Consider the following 14,884-nt stretch of genomic DNA (forward strand, 5'->3'; position numbering starts at 1 on the left):
TGTAGGTTCACTTCTTACCCCCGGTTCGCTGACGGTCGATCACTGGGGGTGGCAGGTTGAGTTGGTCCAGGGTGAGCTTGCCAACAACAGTTGCGTTATATAGCCAGATTGCGAACTGCTCGTTTAGCTTTTCATTCAGCAGTTTGACCTCACGAATTTCGGCATCTTTGGACGCCAGCCGATGTGCCGCAGCGGCCAAACTGCTGGGAAGAGCGGTCCTAGGGGGCGGATCGCCCTTGAGGCCTGATTTTCGGGCGCTAAAGGCCTCCTGTACGGCCGCGTGTGCGCTTAGGCCTTGGCGTCCAGGGCGGTATCCAAGAATCAGCTCCGACTCGTCGCAGACGGCATCCCAAGTCATTTTTTCATCGCTCCAGTTACGGATGATGCTGACTATCCCTTGCACGTCAGCCGGGCGGATATGCTTGTTACGCGCCATCAGTCACCTTTCCGTCAATGGTGTCAGCTTGGTCTAACGATGAAAAGGGCCTTCCAGGATGAAAAGTGATCGTTTTAATGCCGGGCTCCTCCTGTTTTATGGCTTCCAGCATCTCTTGAATCACATCTTTTGGCAGGGTATTGTTTTCAAGCGCCGTCATCGCGACATTGCGTAACACCCTGTGCAAATAGATTTGACTATTAGCTCCCGAAATCTTGATTCGCGCTCCGTCTTCAGTTTTACTGCTTTGGAGTATCTCAACCAGCTGTTGAAGCTTTGCATGCCACTTGGTCTGGTGGTCGAGCCACTCTTCGGCGCCCCAGTCACCTTCCTCAATCTGGGCATTTGCTTTTTCAATCTCGGTTGCAACCCGACTCATAAGCCCTTGGATGCGATCTAACTTTTCCCTGTCATCCTGCCCGTTACCCTTGATGCATACGTGTTCGCTACATGCCAAGCAGTTGGCAAACCCTTCGCAGGGGCTCAGTGCATAGTCATGCTCGCAGCGTCCCCAAAGAGTATTGATGTTCGTCAACTTTGGCTGCACGTCCAGATCATGGAGCGATGCCGGTTTGCGGCTGTCAACCTGCCAATGACCATAAGTTTCGATGCTGCCCGTCGCCTTAGGTTCTAACGAATAAGGATTGACCTTGACAATCACAACATGACCATGTTCATTGGCCAAAATCCCCTTGTCCCGATCAACGCGCTCCTGCTCGGTCATCCCGTTATAGACTTCATTTTGAGCCAAATCTATGCGGCCAGACCACCATGCAATTTCCTCCTCCGTCATCTTCCCACGTTGCCCCTCAGTATTGAGTAGGTGCCGGATTTGGTGCGACCGCAACTGAAGGGGCTCCCCATCGTCACCCTTATAGCCATGCCGGTCAAAAATGCTAGTGGTTGTGGCAAAGGATTTGCCGACCTCCCTGCCATACGTTTTCAGATTTGGCATCCAAAGTTTGACCGGACTAGTGCCACTTCGGGGCGCCAACTGGTTGACTTGCATGCAAAACAAAGCTTGGCTGAACTTCAGACCACCTTTTACTCCCTTGGCAGCCTCTTTGCGGCTGACGTACGGGAAGTACGGATGGTCCTTCTTATGCTGCGGCAAGATATGGTCACGCCAAAGCTCTTGAAGAGTGTGGGTGCAATTTTTTGCAGAAAGGCCGTAACTGTGTAAGGACGACCGATCCTGTACGTACCCCATTGCGTTGCAAACCTGTTCCCACGTTAGAGGTTCTTCATCGCCAACGTCGGGACAGGCTGGGTGACGATAGAAATGGTTACAGGTCTTTGGATCCTCTAGCCATCGGGCCAGTTTGCGAGCATCCTCGGTCATTGCCTTGAGCCTACCTATGGCCCGCTCTGCAACAGGCACTATGCCTTCCCAAACCCACTTGGTGTAACGCCCGAAACCTTTGCTCCCATTCCAAAGCAAGCCCATTTGATCTTTACCAAATTTATCGGTGGCTTTGAAGTCGAGATTAAGAGGTAGGAGGTGAACCTCGTCGCCGCCGCGGCTCGGGGCACTTAGCAAAAGAGCTGTGACGGAAGTCGTGTAAATGTCCCTTTGGTGATCAGGATTGTCGGTTTCGAGTCGGTGATTGGAAACTTCTGAAAGTGCCCGCAAAGCCTGTTGGTCCGGCAGCTTTTCTGCACGCGCCTTATCACCTGCCGTGCCGACTGCATAGCCCATTTTTCTCACATCGGAAATTGGCGAAGTCCAGTACCTGACAACGGTTGGGATAATCTTCTTCTTTACCAACAAATCGGCGATGGACTGCAGATTGATCCCGGTTTGGTAAGCTGTACGTTCGCTAAAGTACTTGCGACTGAACGTCACAGCTTGGTTTAGTGCACGGTGGTCAACCAATATTGGGTTTGCACACCCATGAACTTCCAGCAACGCCATCTCCAGCACTCGCAAACAACGAAGTCGATTGATATGTCCATTCATGGACTCATTGGGGTTGTGTGAATGGCGTTCGCGCACGTATGCCTTTGCGAAGTCAATGAAGGTGGCATCAAGCATCAGTTCCGCCGCAACAGGCTTGCCAATCAAACCCCTTACAACTCCCTGCTTTGCAAAAGTTCCCACGTTCTCCCATCGCCATGCGGCCCATGGGAGATTGGCCCCCAGCACAATCAAATCATTCTTAGCGAAGCGAATGTATTCAGCCAGGTTAGCCTCCGCTTCCAATTGATTCTTGGGGATGAGCGAAGTCAACTTGTCGTAGGCCTCATCGCGAGTCAAAGGTTGTTGGCTGTCGTCCACTTTTAGTAAGCCCCATCGTTTGAATTGTTGGATTTCGTGAGTTCCTGCCGACGTGCCTCGCAACGTTGGATCACATTGATGACGGCGACAATGGTGGGATCGGCATTTTTGGTGACTGCATGGTCTACACCAAGAGCATCCTCCCTTTCCTTGCGCTCATTCAGTAACTCTTGGAGAACGTCTAAGTGTGGCCCCTCCAACCATGGCTGGAAGCTGGGGCAAACGTAGCAGCACCGAGGAATACGATCGCCCAAACCACAATTTTTTCTTGTGCCACAGGATGCCGCACCATTGCCTTTGAAATGAATTCGACTCGTTTTTGGATCGGTACCACCAACGGCATCTTCTTCACGATCAACAACCTTTCCGCGAAACAGTTGGGCAAGCCCTTGCATGGTAGGGGACATGGCCATAGCCCTGTTGGCAGGAATTGCATGCTCTGGAAGGTTGTCGATGTAGATGCCTGCAGATATCAAATTTGAATGGTCCAACAACCATCCGATGACATTCCGCCCCAGTCCCTCCCGTGCCAGGTCAGTGCCTTTGGAATATCTAAGGCGGTAGGCATTCATGTTCAAAGGTGTTCCGTTGCGGGAGTGAGTGCCAGCCTTTTCAACTGCCTCCTTCAAAGTTCTGGTAATCGCCATGCTGTATTGGTGCCACAAGGAACCAGCTGCTGCTTTACGCAACTCAGCCATCGCCGCGCCGTGTGCCCCAGCCTCCAATTGCGTTTCAAGTTTCCCCAGTGTCGCGATCACACGGGACCACATCGGGAACAATGGCATCTGTGCATGAAGTTCCATGAAATCCTGAGATTGCAAGTTCCATCCATGCTTCTCCAACAGCCTTGAAAATTCCAAACCGACCATTTGGCGCTGAAGTTTGAAGATGGCGAAGAATTCAGGAGTCCAATCGATCGACCGGAATTCAGTTCGAAACTTGCCACCTTGCTTACAACGCGGCACATGGGTCAACAATACTGGTTTGCCGTTTCTGATCACACTCGTATCGTCGACATCCTTGCATTTGAAGGCAGCTGATTGCACTGGGCGTCGGCCTGTGGCGATGTGAAAGATCGCGATGCTAAACGAAGGCAGGCCCAACTCCGAGGTCTCGTAAGCCGCTGCGATATCACGAGACAGCATGTGTAACTCTGTGGGCTCTAGCGGCCCCTCCTCTGGGTCGTTGGAGCGCACTGCACGGCCCGTCTCCGGGGCCTTAAGCTTCATGGCTTTGAGTTCGTCGATTACGTCCGTATCGACGCCCGGAAGCCGGAGATTGTTCCATGATTTCAGAAACGGACGAAGGTTCTGCAGCTTTCTTTCATCGCCGAATTCATTGCAGATCTTGACGCGATAGTTTTGAAGATCAACACTCCGCCATTCGGGCACCCTTTGCCTAGGGTACATAGTCCTAGCAAAGTGTAAAAGGCTATCGCCCAGACTTATGCACGTGCCATCGGCTTTGTTTCGTGCTTTATGCGCCAGCGTCTGCCTCATTCCGTGATGAAGCGAAACGTCGTACAGGGCCAGAACTTCATTGACATAGATTGACCGGTGGTTGGACAATTGCCACGAATCTGCGTAGACGTCGAAATCAATGCCTTCCTTGCTGGTTTCTATCTGTCTCTGGAAGGTCCCACCAGGACTCTGATGATCGGCAATCGAGCCCAGTGAAAACTCGTCATTCATTGTGGTCTGACTTCACTGTGGTGCCTGCGTCAACTTGCATGACCTTTAAGAGCTTTTGCTGAATATCAAGCCCTGTTTCACGGCCTGCTTCTGCAGTGTGACGCTCGTTGTATTTTTCTGCCATTTTTGACAGGGGTGACCAACCGTTTGCGCGGGCCCTGACTTTTGTTTCCTGATCGAAGTTACGCTCGCCTTTGCTGCTATCAAAGGTTTGACTCATCTGGTAATTGAAGTTGTGCCGCAAGAGGTGTGGATGCAAGTTCTTTAACGAAGGATCCGCTCTTTTGATAGTTCGAAAAACCTCATACAACGCTCCCACCGTCATCGCCTTTCCTTGGGTTGGGCCCGCTTTGTGGTTCACAAATAGGTATGGGGTCTTGTTTGCACCCGGCACTTCGCGCCTATACGTCATGTAATCCAGAATGAGTTTGGTCAACTCCGGATCAATTGCCAGCGTGTGTTCACGGGTTTTGACCTTGGGTTGAACGATGCGGGTGTCCTCCTTCGCGTCGGGCCTTCGAATGATGTCTAACTGATTCTTTTGAGGCTTAATGTCGCCCCTTTGAATATTCAAAACCTCCCCCCGGCGTTTGCCGAGACAGCGAAGAAGTTGAATCAGAAGATAATTCCGTTTCCTCGTTCCCATATCTTCACCAAAAATATTCCTTGGTGATTCCGGTAGAACCAAGTCAATTAACTTAGCGTCATTCGTTTCGGACCAAGTAGTTTCATCTGGGCTACCTTTTAGGACCTTTACAGTGGGGCGTAATTCACGAATGTTCCTATACATCCCATCAATCTCTGCGGCCTGTTCTGTGGAGATAAAAGAACCACCCCAATAGATGGCCAACCACTTTAAGTAGCTCGCCATCTCAGTCATTCGGCTGTAAGCAGTTAATCCAGCGACCGTACGGACTGGAGGCCTGTAGCCTTTCTTGCCCTCGTTCACGTTTGACACTTTCCCGGATGTTTCTTCGGCTAGCCCCAAATGGACCTGAGCGGCCCGAAGAATGAGTTGACATTCCATGGGGTCAAGGTATTGCCTCCTTTTGAATCGCTCGTCGAGGTCAACTCCGTGGGACTCAAAATGCAACAATAGAACGTGAATTGAATTGAGGGAGGCCTGCATGGCAGACAAAGAAAGGCCACGATTTCTCAAATTCAGAAAGACATACAGGAGACTGGCTTGGTGTGGCAGTTGTGTCTGCTGGTTCAGCAGATGACAAAACCTTTCTCCTGTAGCCCACCTGTAAGTGACGAGTTTGTATTTTGTCGACATGGAACCTTTGTTAGCTACACATCTACAATCTATCATATAAATGAAATCTCGCAATTCTCTTAGCTACACATTTTTTGCAATTCTGATGCAATTACTAAGAGCAATCGCCTTTTAGCGACACTTCAACCCTCAACTCAACCTCAATTATCCGATGTCTCTCGTCCCCTATGCCCTTGCCCGCCCGTTTTTATTTAGCCTGGATCCGGAAACCGCCCACGAACTGACCCTGCACGCCCTGGCAGGCGTTCAGGGCACCCCCCTGCAACTGGCTTATTGTTCCGCTCGCATCGACGACCCCATCGAACTGGCCGGGCTGAAGTTTCCCAACCGGGTGGGTCTGGCAGCCGGTCTGGACAAGAACGCCCGCTGCATTGATGGTCTGGGCGCGATGGGTTTCGGTTTTGTGGAGGTGGGCACCGTTACGCCCCTGGCGCAAAGTGGCAACCCGAAACCCCGCATGTTTCGCCTGCCCAAAGCCCAGGCACTGATCAACCGCCTGGGGTTCAACAACGAAGGACTGGACGCCTTCATGGCCAACGTCAAGCGCTCGGGCTTGTACCGGCAGCGCCAGGCTGACGGTACGGGTAAAGCCCGGCCCATGCTGCTCGGATTGAACATCGGCAAAAACGCTGCGACCCCCATTGAGCGTGCTACCGACGACTACCTGATCTGCCTGGACGGGGTCTACCCCTATGCCGACTATGTGACCATCAACATCTCAAGCCCCAACACCAAAAACCTGCGCGCCCTGCAGAGCGACGAAGCACTGGACAACTTGCTGGGCGCACTGGCGCAACGCCGTGAGGAACTGAGCAGGAAGCACGGCCAGCGCAAGCCTCTTTTCGTCAAGATCGCCCCGGATCTGGACGAGGCACAGGTCTCCGTGATTGCGGCCACACTCAAGCGTCATGGCATGGATGGCGTCGTCGCGACCAACACCACCTTGAGCCGCGACGCGGTTCAAGGCATGCCGCATGGAGAAGAGGCAGGTGGCCTGTCCGGCGCACCGGTGCTGGCCATGAGCAATCGGGTGATTTCGCAGCTTCGCAGTGCACTGGGTAAGAGCTTTCCCATTATTGGCGTGGGCGGCATCATGAGCGCCGAAGATGCAGTGAGCAAGATCACGGCAGGGGCCGATGTGGTCCAGATCTACACCGGCTTGATTTACCAGGGCCCCAATCTGGTTCGCGATGCCGCGCAGGCCATCAAAAAGATGCGCAGGTCAGCCTAAGCCCGCTACCAGTTCCCCAATCGCCAGTGAGCTGGTCAGCCCTGGCGATTCGATACCAAACAGGTTCACCAGCCCAGCCACACCATGGTCTGCGGGGCCTTGAATCAGGAAGTCGGCTGCAGCTTCATCGGGCGCATGTATTTTGGGTCGGATACCCGCATAGCCGGGAATCAGCGCATCGTCCTTCAACCCGGGCCAGTACTTTCGCACCTCGTGGTAAAACGCATTGCCACGGGCCGGATCCACCTCCAGGTCATCTGGCGAATTTACCCATTGCACGTCGGGCCCGAACTTGGCCTGCCCGCCCAGGTCCAGCGTGAGATGCACCCCCAAACCGGCGGCTTGCGGCACGGGATAAATCAAATGACTAAACGGCGCGCGACTTGAAAGGGTGAAGTAATTCCCCTTGGCGAAATGAGCGTGCGGCACATGGCTTGGGTCCAGCCCCTCGAAACGTCGCGCCAGCGCCGGGGCCCGCAGTCCGGCGGCATTCACCACGAACTTCGCCTCCAGCCTGGTGCCGTCATCCGCTATCAAATAAATAGCATTTGAAACAATTTCCGCAAAGGCCAGCCCCGAATTTAGCACCACCATGCCACCGGCATTCTCCACATCACCCTGCAGCGCCAACATCAAACCATGGCTATCCACAATGCCCGTGCTGGGCGAGAAAACCGCAGCTTCGCAGTTCAATTCAGGCTCCATCGCCCGGGCCTGTGCCCCGGTCAGCATCTGCAGATCGTGAACACCGTTGGCGTGCGCCCGATCCACAATACCCTGCAACTGCGCAACTTGTTCTTGTGCCGTAGCCACAATCAGCTTGCCACAACGCTGGTGACCAATGCCCCGCTCGGCACAGTAGTCATACAGCAGGGCTTTACCCCGTACACACAGGCGCGCCTTCAGGGAGGCGGCGGTGTAGTAGATGCCGGCATGAATCACCTCGCTATTGCGCGAACTGGTGCCCGTGCCAATGGCCGGCGCTGCCTCCAATACCATGACCTCACGCCCCTGGAGCGCCAGCGCGCGTGCCACCGCCAGTCCAACGACACCGGCACCGATGACCACGCACTCGATTTGATCCATGTCTTTTTTAAATCCGCTGAAAATGCATCAGAGCTTGCGCGGATCCATGGTCAGCAATTGACTTACCAGCGCGCGCAGGCTGGCCTGCAAGGGAGCAAACCCTTCGCTGATCTCCAGCGTCTGCTCATCCATGTACAAGCGGCGATTGATTTCCACCTGGATGCTGTGCCGATGCCGCGTCGGATCACTGTGGCGACGCACCAGTTCGACCCCTTTGTACGGATGGTTGTAGGACACGCTGTATCCCCGGGCGCGAAGATGCTCGCAAATTTCAAGCGACAGGAGGCTGGATGCAGTGCTTGCATCGCGGTCGCCAATCACAAAATCGGCATGCACCTCACCCGGAAATTCGGTAGCGTGGCTGGATGCCACTGCCGGCATGGAATGACAGTTCAAATGAATACAGTAGCCATGCCGAGCATGAGCCGTCTCTATGGCTGCGCCAACTGCCTCATGATAGGGGCGCCAGCAATTGTCAATACGTGAACGGACTTCCATCACGGACAAGGGGCGGTCATAAATGGGAATGCCATCGTCCGTCAAACGCCAGATCAATCCCTTACCCAGTCGAACCTTGGACATGGCCGAAGGATCCGTCTCAACCGGGTCAGGCCAGGTGTCATTCAGGAGGCTTGTATCGATCTCCGTGATATTGCGGTTGACATCCAGATAGCTCCGCGGGAATTTCGCTTCGATCCAGGTTGCACCCAGAGCCGGTGCAAAGTCATAAAGCTTTTCAACGTGCGTATCTTCGGCACGCCGCAAACTGGCGTAGTCACAAGCAAAGCCGAAGTCAGCCGGGTACGCCGTGCCGCTATGGGGCGAGTCGAGCACCAATGCCGACGTCCCCTCAAGATATGCGACAAATGGATGCTTGGAAATATCAGGACCTCGGCAACATCACCAGATCGTTCATTCTGGCACCGCCGCCTGAAGATTCGGCCAGCCTGAACTCTGACACCACATGCGCCAGGCGCTGAGCCTGCTCGCGCAGACTTTCAGCCGCTGCGGCCGATTGCTCCACCAGAGCCGCATTTTGCTGGGTCATCTGATCGAGCTCCATCACAGCGGTGTTGACCTGCGAGATGTCAGTGCTTTGTTCGGAGGAAGCTGCTGTAATTTCGCCAATGATGTCCGACACACGCTGCACTGAGTTGACGATCTCGGTCATGGTCTTCCCGGCGTCGGCGACCAGGCGCGAACCAGAATCCACTTTTTCCACCGAAACGCCAATCAGGTTTTTGATCTCTTTCGCCGCCTCCGCCGAGCGTCCTGCCAGACTACGCACCTCACTGGCGACCACGGCAAAGCCGCGCCCCTGCTCACCGGCACGAGCGGCTTCAACGGCGGCGTTCAAGGCCAGAATGTTGGTCTGAAACGCAATGCCGTCAATCACACCAATAATGTCCGAAATTTTCCGTGCACTGGTGTTGATTTCCTCCATGGTGGAGACAACCTGTGACACCACCGCTCCGCCACGAAGCGCCACTTCACTCGCAGATGCAGCAAGCTGATTCGCCTGGCGCGCTGCGTCGGCAGATTGACGAACGGTACCGGTCAATTGATCCGTGGACGCTGCCGCGCGCTGCAAATTGCTTGCGGTCTGCTCAGTCCGGTTGGCAAGATCCTGGTTACCGGTGGCGATCTCGGCACTGGCAAGGCGAATCGACTCGGCTGAATCGCGCACGGTGGACATGGTCTGATTCAACTGCCCCGTCATGGAGCCAAGTGCTCGCATCAGATCACCGACTTCATCTGCTCGATCACTCACGACTTCCAGGTTCAGGTTTCCACTCGCCACCTCATTGGCAAGGCTGCCGGCACGGGTCAATTCAGCGACCACTTTGCGCAACATCAGCCACGACAAATAAACCGCTACCGCGGCAGCCAACAGACCCACCACAGACAAAATGATATTGGTCGTACGTGCCCGGCTTTGAGATGCAGCAATCGACGCATCCGAATCTGCCTCGGTGCGCGCCACAATCACACCCATGGCTTTGGCGACCGACGAGAAAGTGACGTCCGCAGCTTGCATGGACGTGATACCGGTAGTGGGGTCTCCAGCAGCAATCTCGATTGAAGAGTCGGCCTGCCCGGCATATTTGTCGATCTGTTTGCTCAGGTCAGCAACAACAGTTTTCAACTCGGCATCGGCTCCGACGGCAGTCACAGCACCAACGACTCGCTTGACCCCATCCAGCTGCTTGGCCACATCGGCTCGAATCGCTTTGACTTTGGCCTCATCCATTGAACCGATGATGGAAACAGTACGGTACACATTGGTATGCACGTTCGCCAACTGCTGCTGTGCCGACCCAATGGTTTTGAAATCTTCAAGACCCGCCTTGGAACTCGCCAAGCCCTTGCTGGCCTCCTGACTCATCAACACTGCGTTGATCTGCCCCGAAACCAAAACCACAATCGCCGTCAAAAGGGGCGCGGTCAACAATTTCATTCCCAACTTCATACTATCTCCTGAAGGAGACCCGACGCTGTACCGGGCCATCCGTTGTTTTCGCACATGATACCTGCCAGTTTGTGGTTTTCGATCTAGTATTTGCCCTCCCCCGCCGAAATTTAACAACGTACTTATCATGACCGACCTTGCCATCGAAAACATCCGCATCGACGCTGAAATTGGAGACGGTGTGCTGTTCACCACCGATGTCCATGGCGTGTCACTCAGGTTCTTTGTCAGTCGGCAAACACTGGGGGATCTTGAGCGGTCATTCCTCGCAGACAACCACGACATGCTGGCTTCGTTTGAGCGTCAGAGAGACAAAGTGAAGCGCGCCGTCTTGACTACGCTCAAATTCGGTACGAGCCACAACATTACGTTTTTGCAGGCCGATTTTTTCCACTGACAACTGGGCATGACCCCTTGGCTGGATAAATGCGGGCAACAAAAAAGGACTTGGCATGACTGCCAAGTCCTTGATATGCACACGATAAAGTGGTGGGCGGTGGAGGCTTCGAACCTCCGACCCCAGCAGTGTGAATGCTGTGCTCTACCCCTGAGCTAACCGCCCTGAATTCGTTTCAGGAAAGCCTTGGATTATGCCACATATTTTAGACAGCCAAACGCCAGATCGTCTTGCCACCGCTTGCTTTGTCAATTTGGCCGAGAACATCCTCATGACCAGCGACTTCCTGCTCATTGGCAGCGAGTACCGGCAATTCAATACGCGCCAGATCCACTTGCACCATGCGCGGACCCGTATTTTCAGTCGATGCCATGTCGATCAGCAACGCATCCTGTCCACGAGTCAGGTTGATGTACACATCAGCCAGGAGTTCCGCGTCCAGCAAAGCACCGTGCAGAACCCGCCCTGAGTTGTCGACGCCCAGCCTGTCACACAATGCGTTCAATGAGTTACGTTTGCCCGGAAACATCTCCTTGGCCATTACCAGCGTATCGGTCACGCTGGCAACGAATTCCTTGAACAGGGGACGGCCGACCAACTCCAGTTCCTTGTTCAGAAATCCCACGTCAAATGCGGCGTTGTGGATGATGATCTCCGCGCCCTGCAAATACTCCAGCAGATCATCGACGACCGCCCCAAACTTCGGCTTGTCCTTCAGGAACTCGGTGGTGATACCGTGCACCTTGAGCGCCTCTTCATGACTATCCCGCCCCGGGTTAAGGTAAATGTGCTTGTTGTTACCCGTCAATTTTCGGTTGACCAGCTCGACGCAGCCTATTTCAATAATGCGGTCGCCGTTATCAGCGGACAAACCCGTGGTTTCGGTATCTAGAAAAATTTGACGCATGGAAAGACTGGCCAGACTTAATGAGTTTCCTTGGCATGGTTGATGGAGTACTTGGGTATCTCCACCACCACATCTTTTTGTGCCAAGAATGCCTGACAGCTCAAGCGGGAGTTGGGTTCCAGGCCCCAGGCGCGGTCCAGCATATCTTCCTCGTTTTCATCGGGTTCGTTGAGCGAGGCAAAACCCTCACGCACAATGACGTGGCAAGTCGTGCAGGCGCAACTCATGTCGCACGCATGCTCGATATTGATATGGTTGTCCAGCATGGCCTCGCAAATCGAGGTGCCTGCAGGCGCCGAGATCTCGGCGCCTTGCGGACAGTATTCGGGGTGCGGCAAAATTTTGATAATTGGCATGTTTTCTATTTCACCGGTTTCAAACCGTCTCGATGTTTTTTCCGGCCAGCGCCTTTTGAATGCCCCGATTCATCCGCATGGCTGCGAACGCTTCGGTACCTTTGGCCAAGTCCTGCGTGGCCGCCTCAATCAAGACTGGATCGTCCAAGGACAACGAACTGCGCACAGCAGCCATCAGAGCATCAATGTCGGCCCGATCGGCATCTGACAGCAAATCGCCGTCTGCGGCCAGCGCACTGGCAGTTGCCAACAGCATTCGGTCGCCATCCACGCGGGCTTCAACCAGCGCGCGGGCTTTCATATCGGCCTCGGCCGTCGTGAAGCTGTCCTGCAGCATCTTGGCAATCTGGTCATCCGCCAGGCCATAGGACGGCTTGACATCAATACTCGCCGCCACGCCACTGATCTGCTCCTTGGCGCTGACGCTCAGCAGTCCGTCTGCGTCCACTGTGAAGGTGACCCGGATGCGCGCGGCACCGGCCGCCATCGGCGGAATGCCACGCAGCTCGAACCGCGCCAGACTGCGACAGTCGGCGACCAGATCACGTTCACCTTGCACCACATGCAAAGCCAGAGCGGTCTGACCATCCTTGTAGGTGGTGAAGTCCTGCGCTTTGGCCGTGGGAATAGTCTCATTGCGTGGCACGATTCGCTCCACCAGACCGCCCATGGTCTCAATCCCCAGGGAAAGCGGAATCACATCCAGGAGCAGCAAATCGCCGGCGGTGTTGTTTCCCGCAAGCTGGTTGGCCTGAATCGCGGCCCCCAGAGCCACGACCTCGTCAGGGTTCAGATTATTCAGCGGCTCACGGCCAAATAAGGTCGCAACTGCTTTTTGTATTTGCGGCATACGGGTGGAGCCGCCCACCATGACCACCCCTTTGACCTCACTCGCCGAGAGCTTGGCATCACGCAGCGCCTTGCGCACAGCGGTCATGGTACGGGCCGTCAAAGCGCTGGTCAGCTCTTCAAACCGTTCCAGAGTGACATCCAATGTAACTTCAGCCCCGGCAATAGCAGCGCTGAATGCTATTGAATTTATAGCAGACAGAGCCTCTTTGCAGGCGCGTGCCGCAACCTTCACCGCAGCTTTGTCGCTGGCCGTACAAAGCTCAACGCCGCCCTGTGCCAGCACCCAATCGGCCAGCGCGTGGTCATAGTCGTCGCCACCCAGGGCCGAGTCGCCACCGGTCGCGACCACTTCAAAGACGCCTTGCGTCAGACGCAGAATAGAGATATCAAACGTCCCGCCGCCCAGGTCGTAAATGGCGTAGGTGCCCTCACTGGCGTTGTCCAACCCGTAGGCAATGGCGGCTGCAGTCGGCTCATTGATCAGCCGCAACACATTCAAGCCAGCCAGTTGCGCAGCGTCTTTGGTTGCCTGTCGCTGGGCGTCATCAAAATAAGCTGGCACGGTAATCACCGCCCCATAGAGATCGTCACCAAAGGTGTCTTCGGCGCGGTAGCGCAAAGTGGCCAGAATATCGGCACTGACTTCCACCGGGGACTTCTCGCCGTGTACCGTTTGAAGCCCCAGCATGCCAGGATGCTCCACGAAACGGTAGGGCAGCTTGTCGTGGCCACGCACATCTTTGACGCTGCGTCCCATGAAACGCTTGACCGAAGCAATCGTGTTCTCCGGATCCAGTGCCAGGGATGCCTGTGCATCAAAGCCGATCTGGCGACCGCCGCCGGCCAAATAGCGCACCACAGAGGGCAAAATGACGCGCCCTTGGTCGTCGGGCAAACATTCAGCCACGCCATGGCGCACTGAAGCGACCAAGGAATGCGTCGTGCCCAGATCAATACCGACGGCAATACGCCGTTCATGGGGATTGGGAGACTGGCCGGGTTCGGAAATTTGTAAAAGCGCCATATTAATTTTTCAGGTCGAGGCGCTATTGTCCCCTGTCTGCGGTGTCCATTCGGTCAAGGCGGGCTTCCACATCGCTGGCGAAACGCTCGATAAACATCAGCGTCCTGACCTGCTGCACAGCCGCTATGTAATCCTGTTGATCGTCCAGTAACTCTCCGAACCTGTGCAAAACCTCTTGCCGGGCTGCCATCACTTGTGCGGCGAGATCTTCCAGATCAGCCAGGCTGTCGGCCTCGTCCAGAGCCTCACGCCAGCTCATTTGCTGCATCAGGAATTCGGTTGGCATGGCCGTGTTGTTCTCGGCATTGACTGGCGCAGCATTCAACTCGCACAGATAAGCGGCGCGCCTGAGGGGGTCCTTCAAGCGCTGATAGGCTTCGTTGATACGCACTGACCACTGCATCGCCAAGCGCTGCGCTGCAGAACCCTGTGCTGCAAACTTGTCAGGATGCGCCTCACGCTGCAAATCTTTCCACCGGGCATCAATGACCGAACGGTCCTGCGCAAACCGGGCGACAAGACCGAACAATTCAAAATCACTGGACTGAAGATTCACACCCGAAACGACTCGCCGCAGCCACAGCGATCACGCTCTTTGGGATTGTTGAATTTGAAGCCTTCATTGAGTCCTTCGCGGACAAAATCAAGCTCGGTACCATCCAGATAAGCAAAACTTTTGGGCTCGATCAGCACCTTCACGCCATGGCCTTCAAAAACCATATCTTCGGGCCCGATTTCGTCCACATACTCAAGTTTGTAGGCCAGGCCTGAGCAGCCTGTGGTCTTGACACCCAGGCGCACACCCACCCCCTTGCCACGTTTGCTGAGGTAGCGGGTAACGTGCCGGGCAGCAGCTTCGGTCAGCGTAACAGCCATG

General features: G+C 54.8%; 14 protein-coding genes and 1 tRNA gene. 2 read left to right on the top strand and 13 right to left on the bottom strand.

The features are described from left to right. Positions 1–7: 7 nt before the first annotated feature. Genes IV109_RS16570 through IV109_RS16585 form a run of 4 tightly spaced genes read right to left on the bottom strand, consistent with a single transcriptional unit; the run spans position 8 to position 5,684 of the window. Complete coding sequence (locus tag IV109_RS16570) at positions 8–436, bottom strand: hypothetical protein (RefSeq protein WP_296699215.1); 429 nt, start codon at positions 434–436, stop codon at positions 8–10. Then, positions 426–2,714 (bottom strand): hypothetical protein, encoded by a 2,289-nt coding sequence (locus IV109_RS16575; protein WP_296699219.1) that lies wholly within the window; start codon positions 2,712–2,714, stop codon positions 426–428. The genes IV109_RS16570 and IV109_RS16575 overlap by 11 nt, the downstream gene beginning before the upstream one ends. Positions 2,715–2,716: 2 nt before the next feature. After that, entirely contained in the window at positions 2,717–4,405 is a 1,689-nt protein-coding gene (locus IV109_RS16580) for a site-specific integrase (RefSeq protein ID WP_296699224.1), read from the bottom strand. Beyond that, positions 4,398–5,684 carry a site-specific integrase gene (locus IV109_RS16585; protein ID WP_296699227.1) on the bottom strand — a complete coding sequence of 429 codons (1,287 nt, stop codon included), beginning with the start codon at positions 5,682–5,684 and terminating at the stop codon, positions 4,398–4,400. The genes IV109_RS16580 and IV109_RS16585 overlap by 8 nt, the downstream gene beginning before the upstream one ends. Before the next feature lie 151 nt (positions 5,685–5,835). Between IV109_RS16585 and IV109_RS16590 the strand changes: the two genes are divergently transcribed. Continuing rightward, on the top strand, positions 5,836–6,915 hold the full coding sequence (locus IV109_RS16590; protein ID WP_296699230.1) for a quinone-dependent dihydroorotate dehydrogenase: 1,080 nt from the start codon (positions 5,836–5,838) through the stop codon (positions 6,913–6,915). On the opposite strand, the gene IV109_RS16595 is transcribed toward IV109_RS16590, so the two are convergent. Genes IV109_RS16595 through IV109_RS16605 form a run of 3 tightly spaced genes read right to left on the bottom strand, consistent with a single transcriptional unit; the run spans position 6,907 to position 10,459 of the window. Then, positions 6,907–8,001: an NAD(P)/FAD-dependent oxidoreductase gene (locus IV109_RS16595; RefSeq protein ID WP_296699234.1), complete on the bottom strand. Its 1,095-nt coding sequence runs from the start codon at positions 7,999–8,001 to the stop codon at positions 6,907–6,909. The genes IV109_RS16590 and IV109_RS16595 overlap by 9 nt on opposite strands. 27 nt (positions 8,002–8,028) lie before the next feature. Further along, complete coding sequence (locus tag IV109_RS16600; RefSeq protein WP_296699565.1) at positions 8,029–8,883, bottom strand: N-formylglutamate amidohydrolase; 855 nt, start codon at positions 8,881–8,883, stop codon at positions 8,029–8,031. A gap of 1 nt (position 8,884) precedes the next feature. Continuing rightward, complete coding sequence (locus IV109_RS16605; protein ID WP_296699237.1) at positions 8,885–10,459, bottom strand: methyl-accepting chemotaxis protein; 1,575 nt, start codon at positions 10,457–10,459, stop codon at positions 8,885–8,887. 139 nt (positions 10,460–10,598) lie between these two features. Between IV109_RS16605 and IV109_RS16610 the strand changes: the two genes are divergently transcribed. After that, entirely contained in the window at positions 10,599–10,868 is a 270-nt protein-coding gene (locus tag IV109_RS16610; protein WP_296699240.1) for a DUF1488 family protein, read from the top strand. 90 nt (positions 10,869–10,958) lie between these two features. Here IV109_RS16610 and IV109_RS16615 read toward each other — a convergent pair. The 6 genes from IV109_RS16615 to iscA form a co-directional block, all read right to left on the bottom strand. Beyond that, positions 10,959–11,033, bottom strand: a tRNA-Val gene (locus tag IV109_RS16615). Positions 11,034–11,073: 40 nt separating this feature from the next. Continuing rightward, entirely contained in the window at positions 11,074–11,775 is a 702-nt protein-coding gene (gene dnaQ, locus IV109_RS16620) for a DNA polymerase III subunit epsilon (RefSeq protein WP_296699243.1), read from the bottom strand. Between the two features lie 17 nt (positions 11,776–11,792). Further along, on the bottom strand, positions 11,793–12,131 hold the full coding sequence (gene fdx, locus IV109_RS16625) for an ISC system 2Fe-2S type ferredoxin (protein ID WP_296699246.1): 339 nt from the start codon (positions 12,129–12,131) through the stop codon (positions 11,793–11,795). A 19-nt stretch (positions 12,132–12,150) separates the two neighbouring features. Continuing rightward, the gene (hscA, locus tag IV109_RS16630; RefSeq protein ID WP_296699249.1) at positions 12,151–14,007 is read right to left on the bottom strand and encodes a Fe-S protein assembly chaperone HscA; all 1,857 of its coding nucleotides are present in this window, start codon (positions 14,005–14,007) and stop codon (positions 12,151–12,153) included. Positions 14,008–14,029: 22 nt separating this feature from the next. Continuing rightward, the gene (gene hscB, locus IV109_RS16635) at positions 14,030–14,563 is read right to left on the bottom strand and encodes a Fe-S protein assembly co-chaperone HscB (RefSeq protein WP_296699252.1); all 534 of its coding nucleotides are present in this window, start codon (positions 14,561–14,563) and stop codon (positions 14,030–14,032) included. Continuing rightward, complete coding sequence (iscA, locus tag IV109_RS16640) at positions 14,560–14,883, bottom strand: iron-sulfur cluster assembly protein IscA (protein WP_296699256.1); 324 nt, start codon at positions 14,881–14,883, stop codon at positions 14,560–14,562. Before iscA ends, hscB begins: the two co-directional genes overlap by 4 nt. Position 14,884 lies beyond the last annotated feature (1 nt).

It is taken from the genome of Rhodoferax sp., assembly GCF_018780565.1.
Taxonomy (GTDB): Bacteria; Pseudomonadota; Gammaproteobacteria; order Burkholderiales; family Burkholderiaceae_C; genus Rhodoferax.

Coding starts and splice junctions, on each gene's coding strand:
- hscA (WP_296699249.1), bottom strand. CDS start 14,007: ATGGCGCTTTTACAAATTTCCGAACCCGGCCAGTCTCCCAATCCCCAT.
- IV109_RS16605 (WP_296699237.1), bottom strand. CDS start 10,459: ATGAAATTGTTGACCGCGCCCCTTTTGACGGCGATTGTGGTTTTGGTT.
- IV109_RS16590 (WP_296699230.1), top strand. CDS start 5,836: ATGTCTCTCGTCCCCTATGCCCTTGCCCGCCCGTTTTTATTTAGCCTG.
- iscA (WP_296699256.1), bottom strand. CDS start 14,883: ATGGCTGTTACGCTGACCGAAGCTGCTGCCCGGCACGTTACCCGCTAC.
- fdx (WP_296699246.1), bottom strand. CDS start 12,131: ATGCCAATTATCAAAATTTTGCCGCACCCCGAATACTGTCCGCAAGGC.
- dnaQ (WP_296699243.1), bottom strand. CDS start 11,775: ATGCGTCAAATTTTTCTAGATACCGAAACCACGGGTTTGTCCGCTGAT.
- IV109_RS16580 (WP_296699224.1), bottom strand. CDS start 4,405: ATGAATGACGAGTTTTCACTGGGCTCGATTGCCGATCATCAGAGTCCT.
- IV109_RS16585 (WP_296699227.1), bottom strand. CDS start 5,684: ATGTCGACAAAATACAAACTCGTCACTTACAGGTGGGCTACAGGAGAA.
- IV109_RS16570 (WP_296699215.1), bottom strand. CDS start 436: ATGGCGCGTAACAAGCATATCCGCCCGGCTGACGTGCAAGGGATAGTC.
- IV109_RS16595 (WP_296699234.1), bottom strand. CDS start 8,001: ATGGATCAAATCGAGTGCGTGGTCATCGGTGCCGGTGTCGTTGGACTG.
- IV109_RS16610 (WP_296699240.1), top strand. CDS start 10,599: ATGACCGACCTTGCCATCGAAAACATCCGCATCGACGCTGAAATTGGA.